The sequence below is a fragment of the bacterium genome (assembly GCA_017744355.1).
In the GTDB taxonomy this organism is placed as follows: Bacteria; Cyanobacteriota; Sericytochromatia; order S15B-MN24; family UBA4093; genus JAGIBK01.
Window position 1 is genome coordinate 388,093 of the sequence record JAGIBK010000004.1, and the last position, 22,566, is coordinate 410,658.

The window sequence follows — 22,566 nt, forward strand, 5'->3', positions numbered from 1 at the left end:
GGCCTACTCGCCGCCCCGGCGCCAGAAGGGGCGCCAGAACCGGCCGTCCCCCGTGATCTCGCTGGGCACCTCGGACGAGGCCCCGAGACGGTTGACGCGCAGGTTGGCCGGATCGAGATAGACCCGGATCCAGGAGGTGTTGTTGCTGGTGTTGCTCTCGATGAACTTGCGGTTCGGGTCGAGGATGATCAAGAGGTAGTACTCGCCCGGAGCCAGGCCCGCCACGTCCAGATCCTGCTCCGGAACCTCGGAGCCGTAGACGTCCGCCCAGCCGCTGGAGATGCCCTGCAGGTTGGGCTGGCAGTCGGCGTAGCGCCTGACCACGCCGCCGGTGCCGTAGGGGATCGTATCGGTCATGCAGAAGCTGACCTTCTCGGCCTGGCGCACGATGGGCCCGGTGGGGCTGCCCTGCCGCAATTCGTAGTTGCAGACCGAGTCCAGGTGGGTGTGCTGGTGGGTGGGGTGATAAGTGAACTCGCCGACCATCCGGCTCTGCACGAGCTGGCCGGCGTCGTCCATGATCTCCTGACTTGCGGAGGTTTTGGAGCCCCGAGGCACCGCCCGGATCTGGAGGTGACCGGGGCCCGCGTTGCCGATGGTGTTGCTGAAGCGGAACTCGACCTTGCGGCCGTTCTGCTTGAGGTAGATCGAAGCGGCAGGGGTTGCGACCAAGTCGGGATAGCGGGAGGAAACCTCCGCGCTGATCTTGAGCAAGCCGTTCTTGGAAGAGAAGAGATCGCCGCGCTCGGCCTTGCTACAGCCGCCCAGCAGGAGCCCGGCGCCCAGCAAGGACACCACGACCTTCGAGGTCCTCATCCATGATCTCCTTCTGACGAAAGGGAATCGTTCAGGGAACCCTTCTTCCGCATCATCTAAGCGCAGAACACCCAATCATCGGAAGGAGAGAAGTGCCGAAGAATCAAGCGGTGAGCTATCAACCGACGGAAAGACCCTGGCGGAGAGCTTCTTTTCAAGGTTCTCGCGCGATGCGCTCACTTCGCGCTGAAAGATCCTCCGATGTCGGACGAGGCAGTGGCAACGACAGTAAACGCCACGGGGGCGGTGGTGCCCTGCGGCGTCTGAACGGACACCGGGCCCGTGGTGGCGCCTGCGGGCACGCGCACCGTCAACTGGGTGGTCGTGGCGGACAGCACGGCTGAGGGTACGCCGTTGAACGACACCGAGCAGTCCGCTGCCGCGGGGGCGAAGTTCGTTCCATAGAGCGTCACGAGGGTGCCGACCATCCCCGAGGCCGGTACGACCGTGAGGAGCGAGGGAGGCGGTCCAAGGGGCACGTCATCGGACAGGGCGTAGGTGTCTGCCTTCTTGACGACCCCCGCGACCGGATCGCAGTCGTTCGACAAGAGGCGTTCGACGAGCCCGTAGACCAGATGGAACGCCGCATTCGTGGTGCCCGTCCCCGAGTCCTCAAAGGTGTCGGGGGTCGGTGGCTCCAAGGACGAGTCGACGCCCGCCGAAACCCTTCCCAAAAGGCCGGTCGGCGGGATCGAGGCGGTCCCCTCGAGACTGGCGAGCACCGACAGGGCGGTCGTCGAGAGGTTCACCCGGACGCCCACATTCGGCTGCAAGTTGGTGAGGGTGACCCACCCCCCGTTCTGAAACCGCGCGAGCGTCCGGAGGCGAACGGAGTCATGGCCTGCGAGGTTGTTCGACAGGCCTTTGGAGGCTTCGAGGTAGTAGACCTTGGTGCCCGGCTTGAAGCCGTTGCCGAAGGTGAGAACGAACTGACCGGATGCGCTGGTGACCGTGGTTTTGATGGTGGTATTGGTGCCGGTGTCGATCAAGGAGACCGTGGAGGCGTTGGCCACGTCGTCCAAGTCGGCCTGGACCTTGCGGGTCCCGAAGTCGACCTGCCCCAGCAGATCCTGGACCCGCTCGGGCGTGACACCAGGCGCCGCGCAGCCCATCAAGGTCAGGGCGATCGCCCCCCACAGTCGTCTCGGCATGGCACTCCTCCTCCGGCTCATGGGGTTTTCACCGAGGCGGTCGCCACGACCGTCCCCGAGTCGACGCGCACCACGAAAGTCCCCGTGGCCAGCGGGGTGAACGCGCCCTGATCCAGGGTGCTCTCGGGGTCTGGGCGATCGACCGACCAGCGGAGCACCGGATCCGCAATGAGTTGCCCACTGGCCGTGCGCGCCTCGGCCTGCAGATCGACGGTGGAGCCGATCGCCACTCCCGTGATCACATCCGAGGCCAGCGAGATCGTGCGAATGACCTGGAAGGACCGGGTCGCCTGCACCCCGTCCACATCGATGACCACCGGGCCGTCCACGGCATCGGGCGGGAGCGCGAACTCCAGTAAATCCCCCCGCAGGGTGACGAAATCATTGAGGCTCTGGCCGGCCAGGCTCACGTTGAGCGTGCCGATCTGGAAGTTGCCTCCCACCACCCGGAGCAGGCTGCCCGGTCCGCCGTTCGGGGTCATGCTGAAGATCACCGGGCCATCCGCTGGAATCAGCACGACATGGACGGCCGTCGAGGTGCTGGGCCAGACGGACACGCTCGTGCTGCTGCCCTCGGCCACCGGTGGCACTCCCGGCGCCGGCACCAGATCGCGGAAGGCCTGGATCAGGATGCTCCGCCCAGTCCCTGAAGGAAGGGAGAAGCTCGCAGTCGCGATCGCGCTTTCATCCCCCGAGCGCACGATCTCGGTGGTCGCCAGCGGGTCGCCGCTGGCATCCCGAACCTGGATCCTGAGCAGGTTGGCGCTGGTCGGGATGAGCTGCGTGCGGAAGGCGCCCCGCGCGGGCCACCGCACGGCGATGTTCAGGTTCCCTTTCGGGGACACCTTGGCATCACCGACCGCTGAACCGGGCGAACTCACCTCCGAGCCAAGCCCCGCCCCCCCGCGCAGGGCGGGGGCGGGGGCACAAGCCACCGTGCATGCGGCTGCTATCGCCATCACAAGGGCCAGACGTCTCATGGCCCTAGTAGTTGTAGATGAGCGATAGGCTGTTCAGCACCGCGTTGCCCGTCACGGTCGCCTTCCAGCGGATGTAACGCCTGGCGGGTACATTCGCGAACGTCCCGATCCACGGGCTCCAGGACACGCCATCCGGGCTGCTGGAGTACTGAAAGCTCAGCGTCCCGCCATTGAGGGTCTGGCTGGTATTGGGGCTCACATAGGTGGGCGCCAGGGTGCCGGTATCGTACGCCAGAGACTGGACCGTGCCCGAGGCGATCTGGTAGAGGGAAAGAGCCGTCGAGCTGTAGCGAGGCGTGCTCGCGCCCGTCGCCGTGGTCTCGGCCCCGGAGTTGGGATAGTTCACCCCGCCGAGCTTATCGTACGAAAGGCGGACCCGACCAAAACCGCCGGCCGTATAGTTTGAGCCCCAAGTCGAGCTATTCCCGCTCCCGCCCGTGACCGTCACGGAGTTGGCCGCAAGCGACATGGTCGAAGCGTTCAGGAAAATCGACCCGCCGCTCCCGCCGCCGCCGTAGGACACGCAGCTACCACCATTCGACGAGATCAGGCCGTTGTTGGTCAGGGTCGACGCGTTGATGAAGATGACTCCACCCCCATTTCCCCCACTACTGGTGCCGCTATTGTGCTCGGCGCCACCGCCTGCGCCCGGGAAGATCCGGCTGAGATCAGCGGTTCCACCCGCCGCACCACCGGTCGCATAACCACCGCTCCCCGAGACACCCTGTCCGGCCGTTCCGTAGCCCCCGCCAGCCCCGTTGTTGTTGCCGCCGCCGCCCCCGTTGCTCCCGATCCCGACGCCGCCGGGAACGCGCGAGCCATCGTTGGTAACCGTCCCGCCTTCGGCATAGCCACCGCCCCCTCGGCCATTATTGAGGCCCGAGCCACCGCCGTTGGTCGCGGAATTGCCGGCGCTCCCGTTCGGGACGCCCGCAGCCCCGTTGTACACCCCCCCCGTCGCTCCGAGGGAGTTCGCCTGGATGACGCCTCCGGGGTTCACGGTCAGGGTATCCGAGCGGAAGACGATGAAGCCTCCGCTCAGGCCCAGCGAGGAAACGCCCTGGGTCGTCAGGGTTCCGTTCACCGTGACCGTGCCGTAATGGGGGACCTTCTGACAGAGGGACTGCCCCTGGTTGTAGGTATGGGCCAGGGCATTGGTCATCGTCAGCACGCTGCCGTTGATCGACTTGATCGTATTGAACTCCCAGTAACCGGCCCCCGTGCCGAAGAGCTGGATGAGGAAGACCTCCTGCCCGGGCTGGAAGCCCTGGCTGTTACCCACGATGACGTTCTGCGCGCCCACGTTGCCGTCGGAGGCCAGGATGCTGCGGGGCGGGGCGAACGTCGTGGTACCCGCAGGAACCGTGAGGTCGCCGTCGTAGAGGATGCGGGGGCCGCCGGACCAGACGACATTCAGGCTGTTGTCGGAATCCCACAGGTTGTTGTCGAGGAAATTCTCGGTCACGCTCGTCGAGGCCGTGAAGGTCCCGAAGGGCTGGCTCAGGAGGCCCTGCCGGGTGCCCAGAAGGACCGGACCCGAGACACGGCCTGCCAGCGTGGGGCCAGGCACCTGGGCAACGGCTTGGGTCGTGGACCAGGACGAGAGGAAAGGCGCACTGATCTGGTTGAAGCGGACCAGGCTGGCAGTGCCGAAGGCGTCGAAATCGGTGCCCGTGACCGTGACCGGAGTGGTGGTGTCACCCGTCGTCCGCGACAGCCCGGTGATGACGGGGGAACTCCCCGCGCCACCGCCAGATCCCCCGGTTCCGCCCCCGGAGCCCGACACCGCGAAGGTCGGGCTCTCGGGGCTCGTGCCCAGGGAGGTCGTCACCTTCAGGACCCCGCTGCTCGGCGCGGCCGCCGGCACGTAAACCCCCAGCGACGTCGGCGAGGCGAAGAAGATGGAGGCCGTCGCCGTGCCGAACAGCACCGTGTTGGCGCTCGCGATGGGCGAGAACCCGCGTCCCTGCAACAGCATGGCCCCGTTGGCAGCGACGGTCGAGGGCTGCAGGGCGGTCACGCTGGGCACGATGGCCGGGACGCTGCCCACCGGGTCGAAGTCGTTGGTCAGGCACGCCGCGATCGAGGCCGCGAGCGTTGCGATCTCGCTGTCCGGGTGTCCCGTCAGCGCAGGGCTGGCGTTGATCGTCGTCCCGGACACCTTGCCGATGGTGCCACCGGGCGGAACGTTCACCGGATCGAGGCTGCTCTCGATGGCCACGGCGGTCGTCTGCGAGTTGATGGCGATCGTGGTGCCCGAGATGCTCGTCCAGGCGCTGCCCGTCCACTTGAGGATCGTGCGGAAGCGCGCCACGGTGTTGCCGGCCGCGTGATTGTTGAGACCACGGCTCGCCTCGAGCAGGAAGTAAGAGTTGGCGCTGGGGGTGAAGCCGTTGAGCGACAGCACGAACGTGCCGTCGGTGTTGGTCTTCCCGGTGACGACCGTGAGGTTGTCCGCAAGTCCGATCAGCGTCAGCGTGGCGTTGCTGGAAGCGTAGTCGGGCGCCGCCTGAACTCGCATGCCAGGAAATGAGACCGCGCCATGGATGGCCGTATTCGCTGCCTCGCCGGCCACCGTGACGGCATCCGAGAGACCGGGAAGGGGCCCGACCAGAGGATTGGGTGCCAGCTGGCACGCCGAAAGGACGGTGGCAAGCAGCACGATGGACCACCGGCTGCCGCGTCGCAGGAGAGGCGACGGCCCATTGGGTTTTGCGCAGGGTTTCACGGTTGGTGCTCGCATGCGTTACTCCACTATCAGGAAGACATCACCGACGGTCGTGACATGGATGAGGGCCTCGTCGAAGAATCCTCCGGCCTCCGCCCGGATCGTGACCTGTCCGGGGGTGGCCGTGCTGGGAACGGTCACGGTGCCGTCCGAGGCCACCGTCGCCCGGGCTGGGTTCGAGGAGGTCCAGGTCGCCGTGTGCCCGAGCGTGGCGTCGGAAAACGTGACGTCGACCGACAATCGCAGGGTCGACACGTAACCGGGCGCGTTCGTGCCGAAGGGGGACTGGGCGTTCAGCGTCGCCTCACGCGGCGTCACCACGAGGCGCTGGACGGTCGGCGGCGCGGGGGTCGGGCTAAGCGTCGGAGAGGGAGAAGGTGTCGGCGACTCCGTGGATGACGGGGCTGGAGTTGGCGTGGTCGTCGGCAGTGGCGTCGGGGTAGGCGTGGGCATCAGGGGAGAGGGCGACGCCGGAGAGCCCGACGAGCGAGGAGTCGGAGTACCAGGCAAGGCTCCGACACCACTCAGCTCCTCGGGCTCGGCGCATGCAGCCAGTAGCCATGCGCCAATCAAAACCAGCAGATAATGAGACCCAGAAAATCCAAATCGGAACCCCATCACCCTCTCCAACCATCGCTTGGTATGGCATTCCCTGCTTGCCAAAGAAGCTACGTAGGCAAATGGCTCACACTTCCCCTTCGGTGGGGAAGTGTGAGCCGAAAGAAGGGAGAGTTACCGCCGGGCGACAGCGCTCTTAGCCGCCGACCGATGAGCCGGCCCTACTTGTGGAAGAGGGTCGTAAGCTCCACGACCGGGGCTTGGAACTGACCGGCCGCCACCCCCGCGATGTGCTTGCAGGGGGTGTTCGGCGCGCGTTCGGTCCGGTCGACCTGCTCCTTGTAGGCGCGCAGGCTGTCGCGAAAGGCGACCAGCTCCGCGATGCGCCGGTCCAAATCCGCGAGGCGCGCGTCGAGCAGGTTGCTCACATGGTTGCAGGGTGCCTCGCCCGCTCCCCACGCCGTCACGATGTCCTTGACGTCCTGCAGCGAGAGGCCCAGGGCCTTGGCCCCCAGGATGAAGCGCATGCGCTCCGCGTCGTCCTCGGCGTAGAGGCGATAGCCCGACTCGGATCGCCTGGGCTCCGAGAGCAGGCCCAGCGACTCGTAGTAACGGATGGTCTTGGGGTTCACCCCCACTCGCTTGGCGAGATCTCCGATGAACAAGCCCTGTTCCACGCTTTTCCCTCCCCGAGCGGAATGATTGCATGAGACGGCGCAGCGCCCCTTGACCTTCCAGTTCACTGGAAACTGTACAGTGGGATCACGTTCCCTGCAAGCCGCCGCGAAAGGAGCCCGCCATGCGGAACCTCGAAAGCACTCCCACCCTGCCGCAGCCCGGCGCGCACCTCTCGCTTGAAATCCAGGGGATGACCTGCGCCGCGTGCGCCGCACGCATCGAGCGCGCCCTGAAAAAGGTGGAAGGCGTCCAGGAGGCGTCGGTCAACTTCGCCACCGAGCAGGCGCAAGTCACCTTCGACCCGAGCCGCGTGAAGCCCGAAGGGCTCGCCAAGGCCGTCGAGGACGCGGGCTACCACGCGACGCTGCCCCAGGCCGTCACCCTCTCGCGCGCGGACTTCGGGATCCGGGGCATGACCTGCGCCTCGTGCGCCGGCCGGGTGGAGCGGGCCCTCAAGAAGATGCCCGGCGTCCAGGAGGCCACGGTCAACCTCGGTGACGAGCACGCCACCGTCACCTACGCCCCCGGCAGCGTGACCCCCGAAGCGCTCGAAGCCGCCGTCCAGGCTGCGGGCTACGAGGCGAGCTACATCCCTGCGGCCGCCCCGGCCGCTGCCCTCACTACGCACGAGGAGGCGAAAGCCGCCGACCTCAAGAAGCTGCAGCAGCGCCTCTTGATCGCAGGCGCCCTGACCCTGCCGGTCTTCCTCCTCTCGATGGTGCCGGTCCTCCAGTTCCCGGGCTTCCAGTACCTGCTCTTGGCCCTCACCACTCCCGTCCAGTTCTGGGCGGGCGGGCCGTTCATGCGTAACGCCTACAAGGCCGTCAAGCACGGCTCGGCCAACATGGACGTGCTGGTGAGCCTGGGCACCCTCGCCGCCTTCGGCTTCAGCCTCTACCAAACCTTCTTCGTCCAGGACCACGGTCACGGCCACTACTACTACGAGACGGCAGCGGTGATCATCACCCTGATCCTCTTGGGCAAGTACCTGGAGGCCCGCGCCAAGGGCAGCGCCTCGGCGGCCATCAAGCGCCTGATGGGCCTCAAGCCCAAGACCGCGCGCCTCTTGGTGGGCGGCCTTGAGACCGACATCCCCGTCGACCAGATCAAGGTGGGCGACCAGCTCCTGGTACGTCCCGGCGAGCGGGTGCCCGCCGACGGCGTGATTTCGCATGGTCACTCGAGCCTCGACGAGTCGATGCTGACGGGCGAGAGCCTGCCGGTGCAGAAGGGCGAAGGGGATCCCGTCATCGGGGCGACCCTCAACAAGACCGGCGCCTTCGTCATGACCGCCCGCCACGTGGGTGCCGACACGGCGCTCGCGCAGATCATCCGCCTGGTGCAGGAGGCTCAGGGCGGCAAGGCCCCGATCCAGCGCCTGGTGGACAAGGTCTCGGCCGTCTTCGTGCCCATCGTGGTGGGGATCGCACTGGCCACCTTCTTCGGCTGGTTCTTCGTGGGGGCGCCCGGCGACTGGGCCGCCGCTCTCACCGCTGCGGTGGCGGTGCTCGTCATCGCCTGCCCCTGCGCCATGGGCCTCGCCACCCCCATGGCCATCATGGTGGGGACCGGCAAGGGCGCCGAGCACGGCCTGCTCATCAAGGGCGGCGAAGTCCTGGAGCGCGCCCGCGACCTCACGACCGTCGTCTTCGACAAGACCGGGACCCTCACCGAGGGCAAGCCGGCGCTCACCGACGTGATCCCCGCCCCCGGCCAGGATCCTGACGCGCTGGTGCGGCTCGCCGCGAGCGCCGAGCGAGGATCCGAGCACCCCCTGGGCGAGGCGATCGTCCGCGGCGCGCAGGAGCGAGGGCTCTCGCTCGCCGAGGTCAAGAGCTTCGAGGCGATCGCGGGCGGCGGCATCCAGGCCGTCGTCGAGGGTCACCCCATTCTGATCGGGACCCGGCGCCTGCTCGAAACCCACGGCATGGCCCTCCACGCCCTCGTCTACGAAGCCGAGCGCCTGGAAGGGCTGGCCAGGACCGCCATGTACGTTGCGATCGACGGCAAGGTGGCCGGGGTGCTCGCGGTGGCGGACGCCCTCAAGCCCCACGCCCGCGAGGCCGTCGAGGGCCTGAAGCGCCAGGGGCTCTCGGTCGTCATGATCACGGGTGACAACCAGCGCACGGCAGAGGCGATCGCCAAGAGCGCCGGCATTGACCGGGTGCTCGCCGAGGTGCTGCCCCAGGACAAGGCCCGCGAGGTCAAGCGCCTCCAGGAGGCGGGCCAGACGGTCGCCATGGTCGGCGACGGCATCAACGACGCGCCGGCACTCGCCCAGGCGGACGTGGGCATTGCCCTCGGCACCGGCACCGACGTGGCCATGGAGGCCTCGGACCTGACCCTGGTCTCGGGAGACGTGCGCGGGGTGAGCTCGGCCATCGGGCTGAGCCGCACGACCCTCGCCAACATCCGGCAGAACCTCTTCTGGGCCTTCTTCTACAACGTGATCGGCATCCCGGTGGCGGCCATCGGCCTCTTGAACCCCATGTTCGCAGCCGGGGCCATGGCCTTCAGCTCGCTCTTCGTGGTGGGCAACGCCCTGCGGCTGCGGCGCTTCGGGCGCTAGCGCGCCCGGTCGGGCGGAAAGGCCCACTTGCTCACCTCGACGGCCACCGCCGTCGAGGTGGCCGCCACCAGGCCCCCCACCCAGTCGTCAGGCGCGAGCGGGGTCATCTGGAGCAGGTCGCGCAGGGGGGCCCAGCCGAGCGCGAGCAGTTGCAGGGCGATCGCCCCGCCCACGAAGGAGAGGAGCGGCCAGCGAAGGCCCCGGACCCACCCCACGAAGGGCTTGGGCGAGCGATCGGCGAAGGTGTGGAGCATCAGCGAGGTCGCAAGGGTCGCGAAGACCAGGGTCCGGCCGTGGGCGGCCCCGCCGTGCATCCAGCCCCACGCCCCCATCGCGAGCGTGGCCGAGGCCATGACCACCCCGTGCCACAGGATGGAGCCCAGGCGCTCAGGCGGCAGCAGCAGGGCCTTGCGAGGCAATGGCGGCCGTGCCATCACCCCGGCGCTCGCAGGCTCCATGGCGAGCCCCAGCGCCGGGAAGGAGTGAGTCAGGATGTTCAGGTACAGGATCTGGAGGGGCAAGAGGGGCAGCGGGTAGCCAGCGGCGGTCGTCAGGAGGACGGCCAGCATGGTGGTGATCGAGCAGGTCAGGAGGAAGTCGACGGCCTTCTGGATGTTCAGGAAAGCACCGCGCCCCTCCCGGACGCCTTCGAGGAGGGTCTCGATGCGCTCGTCCACGAGAATCGCGGTCGCCGCGTCCCGCGCCACGTCGGTACCCTGCCCCATGGCGACTCCCACCGCCGCCGCGCGCAGGGCGGGAGCGTCGTTGACCCCGTCCCCGGTCATGACCACCAGCTGGCCGCTGGCTTGCAGGGCCTGGACCAGGGCGTACTTGCCCTCGGGGGTCGCGCGGGCGTAGACCGTCGCGTCGGGCTCGGGCGCCTGGGCCCCGACCACCACCCGGGGCTCCTGGCCCGCGGCCATGTCGAGCTTGCGGGCGATCGCAAGGGCCGTCGCCGGCTGGTCCCCCGTGATCATCACCGTGCGGATCCCGGCCCGGTGCGCCTGGGCCAGGGCCTCGTCGACCCCGGGCCGGGCGGGATCGGCCATGCCGACGAGCCCTAGCCACTCCCAACCCTCTTCGAGCGGCTGCTCGCGCCAGTCCGATCCTCGGCGACCAGTGGCGACCCCGAAGACCCGCAGGGCCCGATCGGCCATCGCCCGGTTCGCCTGGAGCCACGCCTTGCGGTCCGCCTCGTCGAGCGCGCGGCTCCCCGTCTCGGTCCGGATGGTGAGGCATCGCGAAAGCACCTGCTCGGGGGCCCCCTTCACGAAGAGGGCGATCCCGCCGTCCTCGGGGTAAACCACGAGCATCCATGGGTGGTCCCGGCCGGCCGGAATCGTCGCGAGGCGCTTGGCTTCCGCTCGGTCGTCCCGAAGCCCGGTCTTGGCGGCCGCCACCAATAGCGCCCCCTCGCTCGGGTCCCCGTGGATGTGCCAGCCGCCGTCGTGGGCTTCGAGGGTCGCATCGTTGCAGCGCTGGACCGCACGCAGCAGGTCCTGGAGCCGAGGCGTGAGGGGGGCGGACGCGCCGCTCTCCACGAAGGAACCCCGAGGCTCCCAGCCCTCGCCGATGACGCCGAGGACGTGGCCATCGAGGCGGATTTCCTGCACGGTCATGGCGTTGGCCGTGAGCGTCCCGGTCTTGTCGAGGCAGAGGGTGGTGACGCTGCCGAGGGCTTCGAGGGCCCCGATCTGGCGCAGGCGCAGGCCCTTCTTGGCCAGCCGCCCCGCCCCCGCAGCCAAGGCCAGGGTCGCCACCGTCGGCAGGCCTTCGGGGATGGCAGCGATCGCAAGGACCACGGAAGTTTCGAGCAGGGGCCAGAAGGGCTGCTGCTGCCAGAGGCCGAGCAGGACGATCACTCCAGCCACCGCCGCCACCGTCCAGACCAGGTAGCGCCCCAGGGCCTCAAGGCGCGCGGTGAGGGGAATGGCAGGCCGCTCGGTTTCGCTCAAGAGGCGGCCGATCTTGCCAACCTCCGAACGTGGGCCGGTGGCCGTGATCAAGAGGGTGGCGCTACCGATCGTGACCAGGGTCCCGGCGAACGCCTCGTTACGACGACTCGAGAGGGGCAAGGCCTCGCCCGGCAGCGGTTCGGAATGCTTGGTGACGGGCGCCGACTCGCCGGTCAGCAGCGACTCGTCGACCGAGAAGGCGCCCGCGAGGATCCGGCCGTCGGCGGGGATGCGATCGCCTGCTTCGAGCAGGACCACGTCCCCGGGCACCAGGACCTCGCTGTCGAGCTCAAGGACGTTGCCCCCGCGGCGCACCCGCGCCTTCGGGGCGGTGAGGCCCTGGATCGAGGCGATCTCCCGCTCGGCTTGGTAGTCCATGACGAAGCCGACCACCGCGTTGAGCAGCACGGCCGCCAGGAGCGCGAGCGCGTCGCCGCGCTCGCCCAGGAGCCACGAGATCACCGCCGCCGCCAAGAGCAGCAAGACGATGAAGTTCACGACCTGGCGCAGGGCCAAGGCGAGCAGCGAGGGCGGTTCCAGGCGAGGCAGGGCGTTGGGACCGAAGCGGCTCAGACGAGCTGCGGCCTCGGCCGGGTCCAGGCCGCACTCCGGCTTAACGTCGAGAAGGCGGGCCGCCTCTTCGGGGCGCAGGGGGTGCCAAGGCTGGGCGGTGGGCTCCATGCCGGCCTCCTTTCACCTCGCAGGGCCGGCTCCATTATCCCGCGGGCGACTAGCCCTGACGACGGGCGAGCACCCCAAGGGCCCCGAGCATCCCCAGGCCGCTCACGCTGAGGGGCGCAAGCGGGGGCAGGTGCTCTTCTTCGCCCTCTTCGGCGTCCTTCTTCGGTGCATCGGCCTCCGAAGCGTGCGCGATCGTCTGCGCCTCGGCCCAGCGCGCGAGGCGGGTCAAAGCGGCGTGCTCCTCTTCTTCCTCGCCGTGAGTGAGGTGGAAGTAGACCCCCAGCAGGCCGGTGAAGGCGACGGCCAAAAGGCCCGCCGCCAGGATGGCCCGCAGCTTCCCTTGGGCCTTGAGCCCCAAGAGGGCGAACAGTGCCCCAGCCGTGCAGCCGGCAAGGGCGATCAGCTGCTTGCCTTCGGTGTGGCGCATCAGCAAGAGCTCGATGACCACCATCGCGAAGCCGGCGACGACGCCGACGATCACCACTTCACGCAGATGGAGGCCCAGCCATTTCGACAATTTCTCGGTCATGATCCTGACTCCTTCGAAGGGGGATGATGCATCGAGGATAGGGCGCGCGCGTGAAAAAACTGCGAAAATGGAACCAAGGCAGCGCCGCCTCCGTCCAGACCATGAGCGGCCCGCGTCGAAAAGGAGCGCCCCGATGAGAATGGCTGTCCCCCTCTTGCTCAGTTGCCTGCTCGGAACCAGCGTCCTGGCGGGCTGTTCGGGCGTCCCCGACTTCATCGCCGAGCGGCAGGCGATCGCCAAGGCCGAGTTCTCGTTCGACCGCGTCGAGCTGCAGCACATGGACATCCCGGTCATCACGCCGAACGCCAAGGCCGATCTACGGGTGATCCTCAAGGTCAAGAACCCCAACGCCGTGACCGCGCGCCTGGATCGCCTCGACTACGAGGTCTTCATGGAGGGGCACTCGGTCGGGACGGGGGCCATGACCGAGGATTTCTCGGTCGAGCCCGGCGGCACCAAGGAGCTGTCCTTGCCGGTGGCCGTGCCCTACGCGAACCTGCCCCAGCCGGCCCTCCAGGCCCTTTTGGCGCGCCGGGCGCAGTTCAGGCTCAAGGGCATCTCCCACGTCTCGACGCCCCTCGGGCGCATCGACTACCCCTTCGAGGTCGAGCACACCGCCACGTTCTAGCGGCTACGCCTCGTCCATGACCCGGGCGAGGGCCTCGAAGCCCGCCACCACCGCCTGGCGCTCGGCGGCACTCAGGCGATCGAGCCGCTCGGCCAGGGCCTGGTGAATATCGGCGAGCATCTCCTTGAGCAGGGCCCGCCCCTCGTCGGTGATCGCAACCTGGACGGCACGCCGGTCCTCGGGGTCCATGCGTTTGTGCACCAGGCCACGCTTCTCGAGCTGGTCGCTCATCACGGTGCAGGCGCTGTTGGAGAGGGCGATGGCCGCGGCGACCTCGCTCATGCGGCGCTCGCCCCCCTCGTTCAGCAGGCGCAAGACCCCGAGCTGTGAAGGGGTGAGCGCGCGCGTCTTCGTGGCCTCCGCCCGGCACTGGCCCAGGAACCGGAGGACCTTGCTGAGCGGCGCCTCCATCTCGGCCGCCTGATGCTGACTCTTCGACATGTCGCCGTCATCCCTTCAATTGCGCGATCGTCCTCGCTCCATTCTAAGCCAAGCAGGCAAGGCGCCAAGCAAGTTTTCGCGACCTCCCGGGTATGTTTCCTTAAGAACCGAGGAAGCATCCTCAAGGGAGCGATCGCATGCAAATCCCCATCCGTCCCCTCAAGGACCTCTCCTTTCGCAACATCAAGGATCTGATCCCGAAGCCCCTCACGGGCGACAAGCCTGATCCGGTGGGAACCGGCGAGCTGCGCGTCGCCAAGGAGCGCGAGTACAAGGCCAAGCTCGACCAGGTCCGCGTCGTCGCCGAGACGCCCGACCTGCTCGTGGGCCCCGGCATCCCCCTCGGGGTCCTGGACGGCAAATCCCGCCTGAACGAGTACCGCGCGCGCTACGACAAGCCCATCGAGGCGGGCGTACGCTTCGACGGCACCGCCGATCCCAAGGTGGAGAACGTCGAGCGCCCGGGCGGCACCCCTGACGCCCCCGCCCAGTGGGATCCCCTCGAGTTCGCTCCCCGCTTCATCTTCCAGCCCGGCGAGGACGCGCTGCCCGTGTCCCCCTCCTTCGACGGCGACGCCAACCTCGAGAACGACGCCCCCGGCAAGGTGGGCGGCAAGGATGGCGCCTACAAGGACGGCGTGATCGGCGGCAAGCAGGCGCTCAGCGGTGGCTTCGCGGTCACCAAGAAGGGCGAGTACACGATCCTCAGCTACAGCTTCTACTACCCGACCAACAAGGCCGGCGAGTACCACAACAAGGACTGGAGCCACGCCCAGGTCTACCTGAAGCCGGACAAGAACGGCGAAATGAAGCCCGAGTACCTCTACACCTCGTGGCACCACGGCGGCGTGCTCACCAAGTGGGACGATCTCAAGAAGGACGAGCAGGGCAAGCCCATCATCCAGGTCTGCCTCGGCAGCCACGCCTCGTCGCCGCTCGGCAAGAACGAGAAGATGCCGACCAAGGGCCTCCAGATCCGCGGCGACGGCCAGGCGGAGCTCAACGGCAAGACCGTCCCGCACACCCTCACCTGGGACGCCTTCCAGAGCAACGTGACGAACGCCAAGCACCTGGAAGAGGGCAGCATCCCCTTCAAGGCGCGCGCGCTCATCATGCGGCGCGGCGCGGTGGCCTTCGACCCGATCATGCCCGAGGCGTTCCTCAAGGAGGGCGGATTCGGCAAGGCCGTCATGGAGAAGGCCGACCCCTACGTGGACAAGGCCGTGGACAAGGTGAAGGACTTCGGTCAGGAAATTGCCGACACGGCCAAGGACGTGGGCAAGAAGATCGGGGATACGGCCAAGGAAGTGGGCAAGGGCATCAGCAACCTGAGCAAGGAAGTCGGCCGCGACGTCAAGGGCTTCTTCGTCGGCCTCTTCAACTAGCCCAAAAACATGACCGACGGACAGACGAAGAATGCCGATTAAAATACACTGCGTATTCTAATTACTGCGCAAGTATCCTAATATTATTTCTTTTAGCGTAGCCATCATCATGGCTACGCTTTCATTCTTGGCGCTCCTCGGAGCTTGCCCCAGAAAGCGCAGTCCCTGAGAAAGGAAAAAAATGAAAACCTGTCCCTTTTGCGCCGAAGAAATCAAGCCAAGTGCGATCAAGTGTCGGTATTGTGGCTCGGATTTATCGGATCCGTCCGGTGCTGAAGCCGTCGGCGACGATTCTCTTTCTTCGGACAATGCCGCGGCTGTTACCACGGCCTCTCGGCGCGTAACCGCTCAACAGGTCAACACCTCGGGGCAGGGTAAAGCGGCGGTGCTACCCGAAGGGATCGCGGGCTGGAGCTGGGGGGGCTTCTGGCTGAATTGGATCTGGGCGGTCGGCAACAACACCTGGATCGGCTTGCTGGCGCTCATTCCTTGGATCGGCTTTGTCATGGCGATCGTGCTTGGTTTCAAGGGCAGGGAGTGGGCCTGGCAAAACAAGCACTGGGCAAGCGTCGAGGAGTTCAACCGCGTTCAAAAAGCCTGGGGCTGGTGGGGGTTTGGTATCGCGGTCGCGACCGTTGTGATACTCCCAGTGCTGGTGATGATGACGGTGGCGGTTCCAAACTACACAGGAGCACAAGACAAGGCCAAAAACGCTGGAGTTACTGCAAATGTTCACATGGTCCAGGTAGCGCTTGAGCAATATGCCATCGACAACAACGGTTCGTACCCTTCTTCAGCGAAAGAATTTGATAAATTAATCATCGAATCTCAAGCGGGCTATTTGAATAAATTCCCCGTTACGCCCTGGGGCGGAGTCCAACAGCACATGATCCCGGCCGATAATTGCGGCTATGAATTCTCTATCAACTCAAAAAAAGGCGACATCATCTCCACTGGAAGACAAGTCGCTCAACCTGAAAAAATCAATGACTATGGCGCCATTGCATACGCCTATAAAAATGGCAGATATATTATTTATGGCGTAGGAAAAAAGAAAAATAACGCCATCATCACAGCCATACAGCAGTATAATTAAAGCCACAAAACCTTTAGGCAATCTGCGTGCAAAATTAACCCGATAAATTCCTCTCTGAACCATTTGGATTCGGGAGGAATTTTTTCATGACCGCACCCGGGCCTCGCCTCGCCGTCGTCTTGGCCGCGAGCCTCGTCCTCGCCACCGCCTGCGCGCGCCCCGCCCCTACCGGCGCCCCGCAGAACGACCTGAGTGTCGAGAAGGACGCGGGCGCCTGGAAGCCGCTGGTCATCGAGGATGCCGCGAGCTTCCGCCCAGCCCCGCCGCCCGCCTTCGACTCCGCCGAGGCCAAGGGCGAGATCGACGAGTTGAAGCGCCTGCAGGCGCAGCGCACCGACGACGACCGCAAGGCGATCGCCTACTGGAACGAACATGCCGCGCCCATCCCCTGGAGCGAGCTTACCGACCAGACGCTCATCGATTCCAAGTGGGTGCCGCCCCGAGCGGCTCGGGCGCTCGCCATCGTCCATGCCGCCATGTTCGACGCCACCGTGGCCGCCTGGAACGCCAAGGCCCACTACAAGCGCGCCGTCCCCCGGCAAGTCGAAAGTTCGCTCAGCCCGCTTTCGGGCGACGATGCCATCCCGAGCTATCCCTCGGAGCATGCGGCCGTCGCGGGGGCAGCAGCCGCCACCCTCGCCTATCTCTTCCCCGAGCAAGCCGCCGACTTCAAGGCCAAGGCCCTGGCGGCCGCCGAGACCCGCGTGCGTGCGGGCGCCAACTACCGAAGCGACGTGACGGCGGGGCTTGCCCTCGGCGAGGCCGTCGCCCAGCGGATCATCGCGCGCGCCGACGCCGACGGTTATGCCGGCAGCCCCGCCACGGCGAGCATCGCGGCGACCGCGACCACCTGGGGCAACCCGGCCGCCATGACGCCCACGGCCGGCACCTGGAAGACGTGGCTGCTGGAATCCGGCAGCCAGTTCCGCCTGCCCATGCCGAACGCCATGGACACGCAGGTCATGCAGGACGAGCTGGCCGAGGTGGGGCGCGAGGTGGACAGTCTGCCGCGCTACCCCTGGAAGCTGTCCCAGGCCACCTACTGGAACTTCGACGTGCCGGCGATCATCTGGGACAAGACCGCCAAGCGGCTCCTCAAGGAGAAGCACGCGAGCACGCCCCAGGCGGCCCGGACCCTCGCGGTGCTCGGCACCCTCGAGGCGGACACCTTCATCGCCCTGTGGGATACCAAGTACGTGGTGCTGCGCAAGCGCCCGGCGCACATGGACCCCAACCTCCAGGCCAAGATGCCCTTCGCCACGCCGCCCCACCCCTCGTACCCCTCGGGCCACTCGGGGGCGTCCATGGCCGCGGCGACGTACCTGGCCAGCGTCTTCCCAGACTACGCGATGGACCTCTACGACGACGCCAACCAGGCCGCCATGTCGCGCCTCTACGCAGGCATCCACTATCCCAGCGACAACACGGACGGGCTCAAAATGGGGAAGCAGATCGCCGACTACGCCCTTCAGAAGTTGAAGAACCGTGGCACGCTCTAAAACTCCCTGCCCCCTGGCAGGGCGGGGGCCATCTAACAAAACTGTTCCTTCAAGCCGCTCACAGCGGCCAAAACTCAACACATGCCTGGTTTTGTTAGGTGGCCTTAGGGGGTGGGGGGATGCCATCAAGTTCCTCATGCCCCTCGTCCTGGTGGGTTGCGGCTCAGTGAGCGAAGCGCAACTCCCTTCGCCGCCGTCGCTCATCGGCTCTCTGCCCACCCCCGAGCCGACGCGCACCCCGGACGAGGGTGACAAGCTCCTACTCGGCACGGCCTTCTTCCACGAAGGGTTCGAAACCGGCACCGACGCCTGGACTCTCGAAGGCGAGAGCGCGGGCGTTGCCTGGCGCCGCCTGGAGGGCAACTTCTGCGGTGGCGCCTTCGCCATGCTGATCGGCCGCGAGGCCCAGGCCCCTTTCGTCGACGCCGAGGGCGACTTCCTGCTCACCCTGAAGCAGCCCATCGACCTTACAGGCCACACCCGCCCCCACGTGGCCTACGACGTGCTCGGCAGCGCCAACCCCGCCGACTCCCTGGTGCTCCAGCCCGAGGCCCGGCGCCCCGGCGGCACCTGGCAAGCCGTGGGCCGCGAGACCTACGCCGAGTATCCCCGGATGGTGGCGCATCGCTACGCGGACCTGACGGCGTTCGCAGGAGGACTCGTCGAGCTGCGCTTCCGGGCCACCCTCCGAGCGGCCGATCAAGCGAGAAAAGGCCTCTTGCTGGACGACATCCGGGTGCTGGAGCCGACCAACCTCTAGCCGTGCGCTAGAATGGAGGCATGGACCCCCTTCTGTTCACGCTGGCCGTGCTCGCGGCCTCGCTCCTCGCCGGCCTGCTCGGTTCCCTGCTCGGAATCGGCGGCGGGATGATCCTCGTGCCCTTCCTGACCATCGTCATGCACGTGGACATTCGCCTCGCCATCGGCGCGAGCCTCATCTCGGTCATCGCGACCTCGAGCGGGGCGGCGATCGCCTATCTCAAAGACCGGATCACCAACGTCCGGGTCGGCATGTTCCTCGAAGTCGGCACCACCACCGGCGCCCTGGTGGGTGCTACGATCGCGGGCTTCGCCCCCGCCTCGGTGCTGGCCATGGTCTTCGGGGTCGTCCTCTCCTACTCGGCCTACCAGATGCTCCAGGCGCGGCACCAGGAAACGCCGCCCCTCGTATCGAGCCCCGCCGCCGAGCGCCTCAGGCTCGCGAGCTCCTACTACGACCCCGCACTCAAGCAGCACGTCGAGTACGGGGTGAGCGGCGTCTGGCCGAGCCTCGGGGTCATGTGGATCGCAGGCGCCCTTTCGGGCCTCTTGGGGATCGGTAGCGGGGTCTTCAAGGTGCTCGCCATGGATCTCTTCATGAAGCTGCCCCTCAAGGTATCGAGCACCACCTCCAACTTCATGATCGGGGTGACGGGAGCCGCCTCGGCCGGGGTCTATTTCTTCCGGGGCGACATCCAGCCATACCTGGCGGCTCCGGTGGCCATTGGCGTGCTCGCAGGCTCCATGCTCGGCGCCAAGCTCTTGGTGCGCATGAAGAGCACCCGCCTGCGCCAGATCTTCGTGGTCGTGGTCGCATTCGCCGCCCTCCAGATGATCTGGCGCGGTGTCTCGGGGCTCTGGGGAGGCTGGCATGGCTAAACCCGACCAGTCCCCCATGGAGCTGGTGCTCGCCAAGCTCATGGCCCTCGGCGTCTACCTGAGCGCCACGATCGTCGTAGCGGGGCTCGGCTGGTCCTGGATCCTGCGCCTCTCGGGCCACCCGCGCCCTGAAGTAGACCTGAGCCAAGTGAACCCCGCCGCGGTGCCGCACACCCTGCCCCAGCTCTTCGAAGGGATCCAGGCAGGAGACCCCGTCGCCCTGATGGGCCTCGGGCTCCTGTGCTTGATCCTCACCCCCATGCTTCGGGTCGTGACCTCGCTGATCCTCTTCATCAAGCAGCGAGACTGGCTCTATACGGGCATCTGCGCCTTCGTGCTCACCATGCTGCTCATCGGGATGCTGCTGGGCGCCCACGAATAAGCCGCGCAAGGCGAGCAGCCGCCGCTTCGAGCAGCGCGGGGGCCTGCGCCATGGCTTCCTCGCGCGAGAGGGGGCCTGCCACCAGCGGCATGGCGGCGCCCCCCGCCTCTGCGAGCTGTGCTTCGCCCTCGGCGGTGAGGATGCCTGCGATCGCCACCAGCGGAATCCCCTTCACCCGGCAGCGCTCGGCAAGACGCCCTACCACCTTGCCCTCGAAGGATTGCGCATCCAGGCTCCCCTCGCCCGTGATCACGAGGCGCGCCTTTGCCAGGGCCTCATCTAGGCCGACCGCCTCGGCGATGAGCTCGAAACCTGGCCGCATCGTCGCCTCCGCGATAACGACCAAGGTCGCAGGCACCCCGCCTGCCGCTCCGGTACCCGGCATGTCGTGGATCTGCCCGCCGAACTGGCGCGCGAGGACCTCGGCCACCTGGGTCAGCGCCTGTTCGAGCGCTTCGACCACCTCAGGCGTGGCCCCCTTCTGGGGCGCGTACACCGGCGCCGCCCCGCGCGGGCCCAGGAGCGGATTGGTGACGTCCACCGCAAGCTCGATCCGGGCCTCCCGTAGCACGGGGTGCGCTTCAGCCAAGCTGATGACCGCAAGCCGGCTGAGTGCGCCGCCACCAGGCGGCAACTCGGCACCCTGGGTGTCTCGAAAGCGCACTCCCAGCGCCTGCAAGAGACCAACCCCGGCATCCACCGTGGCGCTGCCGCCGAGCGCAAGGATCAAGCGTTCAAAGGGCCTCTCCGCCCAGGCCGCCGCGATGAGCTCGCCCACTCCCCGGGTGGTGGTGCGCAAGGGGTCCCGGGCCTCCGGCGGCACCTGGACCAGACCCGCAGCCGACGAGAGCTCGACCACCACCGTCTTGCCGTCGCCGAGGCGCCCGTAGGCGGCCTGCACGGGACGGCCCAGGGCGTCGGTCACCGAGGCCCTGCGAAGGCTCCCGGCTGTCGCCGCCACCAGCGTCTCCACGACGCCCTCGCCCCCGTCCGAAAGGGGCAGCTCCCGCAGCATCGCCTCGGGACAGACGGCCCGAAAGCCCTTCGCGATCGCAGCGGCGGCCTCCCGCGCCGAGAGGCTGGCCTTGAAGGAATTGGGGGCCACGAGCACGACGTCCGGCATGGCGTCCTCCCTTGCGAGTCACGGGCGATGCGGCCTTATTGTATGCAAAGCGAGCCTCTGTTACCATCGCGAGCGTTGCCCTTGAATGGAGGCTTTCATGCCCATGCGCTTCCTCACCGCCGGAGAGTCCCACGGCCCCATCCAGCTCGCCGTGGTCGAAGGCTATCCTGCGGGCGTGCCGCTCATCCCCGATCCCATCGACCGCGAGCTGGGCCGCCGCCAGGGCGGCTACGGCCGGGGCCAGCGCATGAAGATCGAGCAGGACCGCGTCACCTTCCTCTCGGGGGTGCGCAACGGCCTGACCACCGGCGCTCCCATCACCATGCAGGTGCCCAATCGGGACTACGCCAACTGGACCCTCGCCATGGATCCCTCGCCGGTCGATCCCGAGGATGCGGCCCGGCTTGAGGCGATCGCCGCCAAGCGCATCACCAAGGTCCGCCCGGGCCACGCCGACTACCCCGGCGCCCGCAAGTACCGCCTCGACGACGTGCGCGACGTGCTCGAACGCTCGAGCGCCCGCGAGACGACCGCCCGGGTCATGGTCGGCGCTCTGGCCGGCGTCCTGCTCTCCGAGTTCGGCATCCGGGTCGCCTCCCACGTGGTCGAAATCGGCGGCATTTCAGCCACGAGCACCCACGACTCGCTCGATGAGCTGATCGAGGCAGCGGAGAGCTCGCCGGTGCGCTGCGCGGACCCCGAGGCGAGCGCCAAGATGGTGGCGCTGATCGACCAGACCCGCTCGGCGGGCGACACCCTGGGGGGCGTGCTCGAGGTGGTCGCCACCGGCCTGCCCGTGGGCCTCGGCAGCTACGCCCAGTGGGATCGCCGCCTCGATGGCCTCTTGGCCCAGGCCCTCATGAGCATCCACGCCATCAAGGGGGTGGAGGTGGGCCTCGGCTTCGAAGCCGCGCGGCGTCCAGGCTCGGCGGTCCACGACCCCTTCTACCCCGGCTTCAAGCGCGAGACCAACCGCGCCGGCGGCCTGGAGGGCGGCATCACCAACGGCCAGCCGCTCGTCCTGCGCCTTGCCATGAAGCCCATCCCGACCCTCATCCACCCCTTGCCGAGCGTCCACCTGGATACCGGCGAGGCGGTCAAGGCCCACTTCGAGCGCTCGGACGTCTGTGCGGTGCCCGCGGCGGGCATCGTCGCCGAGGCCATGGTCCGCTGGACGCTCGCCAACGCCTTCCTCGATAAGCTCGGCGGGGACTCTCTCTCCGAGATCCGAGACCACTTCCGCACCCTCTTCGCAGAAACCGAGCGCTAATGACCAAGATCCTCGTCCTCCACGGCCCCAACCTCAACATGCTGGGCGCGCGCGAGCCCGCCATCTACGGCACCACCACCCTCGTCCAGATCGACCGCAGCCTGGAGGCGCTCGCCGCCGAGCTGGGCGTGAGCGTCACCTGCCGCCAATCCAACCACGAGGGCTTCCTCATCGACTGGATCCAGGCCGCCCCCCACGAGGGCTACGCCGGGATCGTCATCAACCCGGGCGGGCTGACCCACACCAGCGTGAGCCTGCGCGACGCGCTCGCGGGCGCCGGCCTGCCGGTGGTCGAGGTCCATATGTCCAACACCCACGCCCGCGAGGAGTTCCGGCACCACTCCTTCGTCTCGGGGATCGCCAAGGGCGTCATCACGGGCTTCGGCGCCGAGAGCTACCGGCTCGGGCTGCGCGCCATGCGCCACATCCTCGAACCATGACACAAGCATGACACGCAGC

Annotated in this window: 21 protein-coding genes; 10 read left to right on the forward strand and 11 right to left on the reverse strand. The window is 67.4% G+C overall.

Annotation, left to right across the window (positions count from 1 at the left end; all coding sequences use genetic code 11):
* Positions 1 to 3: 3 nt before the first annotated feature.
* The 7 genes from J7643_12710 to J7643_12740 form a co-directional block, all read right to left on the reverse strand.
* The gene (locus tag J7643_12710) at positions 4 to 816 is read right to left on the reverse strand and encodes a hypothetical protein (GenBank protein MBO9541442.1); all 813 of its coding nucleotides are present in this window, start codon (positions 814 to 816) and stop codon (positions 4 to 6) included.
* Between the two features lie 176 nt (positions 817 to 992).
* Positions 993 to 1,928 carry an IPT/TIG domain-containing protein gene (locus J7643_12715; GenBank protein MBO9541443.1) on the reverse strand — a complete coding sequence of 312 codons (936 nt, stop codon included), beginning with the start codon at positions 1,926 to 1,928 and terminating at the stop codon, positions 993 to 995.
* A 56-nt stretch (positions 1,929 to 1,984) separates the two neighbouring features.
* Complete coding sequence (locus J7643_12720) at positions 1,985 to 2,812, reverse strand: hypothetical protein (protein MBO9541444.1); 828 nt, start codon at positions 2,810 to 2,812, stop codon at positions 1,985 to 1,987.
* A 139-nt stretch (positions 2,813 to 2,951) separates the two neighbouring features.
* Entirely contained in the window at positions 2,952 to 5,690 is a 2,739-nt protein-coding gene (locus J7643_12725) for an IPT/TIG domain-containing protein (protein MBO9541445.1), read from the reverse strand.
* A 3-nt stretch (positions 5,691 to 5,693) separates the two neighbouring features.
* Positions 5,694 to 5,996: an Ig-like domain-containing protein gene (locus J7643_12730; protein ID MBO9541446.1), complete on the reverse strand. Its 303-nt coding sequence runs from the start codon at positions 5,994 to 5,996 to the stop codon at positions 5,694 to 5,696.
* Between the two features lie 34 nt (positions 5,997 to 6,030).
* The gene (locus J7643_12735) at positions 6,031 to 6,222 is read right to left on the reverse strand and encodes a hypothetical protein (GenBank protein MBO9541447.1); all 192 of its coding nucleotides are present in this window, start codon (positions 6,220 to 6,222) and stop codon (positions 6,031 to 6,033) included.
* 232 nt (positions 6,223 to 6,454) lie between these two features.
* Positions 6,455 to 6,910, reverse strand: coding sequence for a heavy metal-responsive transcriptional regulator (locus tag J7643_12740; GenBank protein MBO9541448.1), 456 nt, complete (start codon positions 6,908 to 6,910; stop codon positions 6,455 to 6,457).
* Between the two features lie 122 nt (positions 6,911 to 7,032).
* Here J7643_12740 and J7643_12745 point away from each other — a divergent pair, with 122 nt between their 5' ends.
* A complete protein-coding gene (locus tag J7643_12745) occupies positions 7,033 to 9,480 on the forward strand; it encodes a copper-translocating P-type ATPase (protein ID MBO9541449.1) in 2,448 nt (815 codons plus the stop codon).
* Here the strand turns inward: J7643_12745 and J7643_12750 are convergent.
* Positions 9,477 to 12,116, reverse strand: coding sequence for a cation-transporting P-type ATPase (locus J7643_12750; GenBank protein MBO9541450.1), 2,640 nt, complete (start codon positions 12,114 to 12,116; stop codon positions 9,477 to 9,479). The genes J7643_12745 and J7643_12750 overlap by 4 nt on opposite strands.
* A 49-nt stretch (positions 12,117 to 12,165) precedes the next feature.
* Positions 12,166 to 12,645: a hypothetical protein gene (locus tag J7643_12755; protein MBO9541451.1), complete on the reverse strand. Its 480-nt coding sequence runs from the start codon at positions 12,643 to 12,645 to the stop codon at positions 12,166 to 12,168.
* Positions 12,646 to 12,778: 133 nt separating this feature from the next.
* Here J7643_12755 and J7643_12760 point away from each other — a divergent pair, with 133 nt between their 5' ends.
* Positions 12,779 to 13,273 (forward strand): LEA type 2 family protein, encoded by a 495-nt coding sequence (locus tag J7643_12760; GenBank protein MBO9541452.1) that lies wholly within the window; start codon positions 12,779 to 12,781, stop codon positions 13,271 to 13,273.
* A gap of 3 nt (positions 13,274 to 13,276) precedes the next feature.
* Here J7643_12760 and J7643_12765 read toward each other — a convergent pair whose 3' ends face one another.
* Complete coding sequence (locus tag J7643_12765; protein ID MBO9541453.1) at positions 13,277 to 13,714, reverse strand: MarR family transcriptional regulator; 438 nt, start codon at positions 13,712 to 13,714, stop codon at positions 13,277 to 13,279.
* 137 nt (positions 13,715 to 13,851) lie between these two features.
* Between J7643_12765 and J7643_12770 the strand changes: the two genes are divergently transcribed.
* The 6 genes from J7643_12770 to J7643_12795 all read left to right on the forward strand — a co-directional run bounded on the left by J7643_12770 (position 13,852) and on the right by J7643_12795 (position 19,714).
* Complete coding sequence (locus tag J7643_12770; protein MBO9541454.1) at positions 13,852 to 15,099, forward strand: hypothetical protein; 1,248 nt, start codon at positions 13,852 to 13,854, stop codon at positions 15,097 to 15,099.
* A 181-nt stretch (positions 15,100 to 15,280) separates the two neighbouring features.
* Complete coding sequence (locus J7643_12775; GenBank protein MBO9541455.1) at positions 15,281 to 16,195, forward strand: type II secretion system protein GspG; 915 nt, start codon at positions 15,281 to 15,283, stop codon at positions 16,193 to 16,195.
* Between the two features lie 86 nt (positions 16,196 to 16,281).
* The gene (locus J7643_12780) at positions 16,282 to 17,694 is read left to right on the forward strand and encodes a phosphatase PAP2 family protein (GenBank protein ID MBO9541456.1); all 1,413 of its coding nucleotides are present in this window, start codon (positions 16,282 to 16,284) and stop codon (positions 17,692 to 17,694) included.
* 136 nt (positions 17,695 to 17,830) lie between these two features.
* Positions 17,831 to 18,454, forward strand: a complete 624-nt coding sequence (locus tag J7643_12785; protein MBO9541457.1) for a hypothetical protein — start codon at positions 17,831 to 17,833, stop codon at positions 18,452 to 18,454.
* A 20-nt stretch (positions 18,455 to 18,474) separates the two neighbouring features.
* Entirely contained in the window at positions 18,475 to 19,332 is an 858-nt protein-coding gene (locus J7643_12790) for a sulfite exporter TauE/SafE family protein (protein MBO9541458.1), read from the forward strand.
* Complete coding sequence (locus tag J7643_12795) at positions 19,325 to 19,714, forward strand: DUF1634 domain-containing protein (protein ID MBO9541459.1); 390 nt, start codon at positions 19,325 to 19,327, stop codon at positions 19,712 to 19,714. Before J7643_12790 ends, J7643_12795 begins: the two co-directional genes overlap by 8 nt.
* Here the strand turns inward: J7643_12795 and J7643_12800 are convergent.
* The gene (locus J7643_12800) at positions 19,683 to 20,837 is read right to left on the reverse strand and encodes a glycerate kinase (protein ID MBO9541460.1); all 1,155 of its coding nucleotides are present in this window, start codon (positions 20,835 to 20,837) and stop codon (positions 19,683 to 19,685) included. The two genes, J7643_12795 and J7643_12800, sit on opposite strands and share 32 nt — an antisense overlap.
* Before the next feature lie 103 nt (positions 20,838 to 20,940).
* Here J7643_12800 and aroC point away from each other — a divergent pair, with 103 nt between their 5' ends.
* Positions 20,941 to 22,107, forward strand: coding sequence for a chorismate synthase (gene aroC, locus J7643_12805; GenBank protein ID MBO9541461.1), 1,167 nt, complete (start codon positions 20,941 to 20,943; stop codon positions 22,105 to 22,107).
* Complete coding sequence (gene aroQ / locus J7643_12810) at positions 22,107 to 22,547, forward strand: type II 3-dehydroquinate dehydratase (GenBank protein MBO9541462.1); 441 nt, start codon at positions 22,107 to 22,109, stop codon at positions 22,545 to 22,547. The genes aroC and aroQ overlap by 1 nt, the downstream gene beginning before the upstream one ends.
* The last annotated feature ends 19 nt before the right edge of the window (positions 22,548 to 22,566 follow it).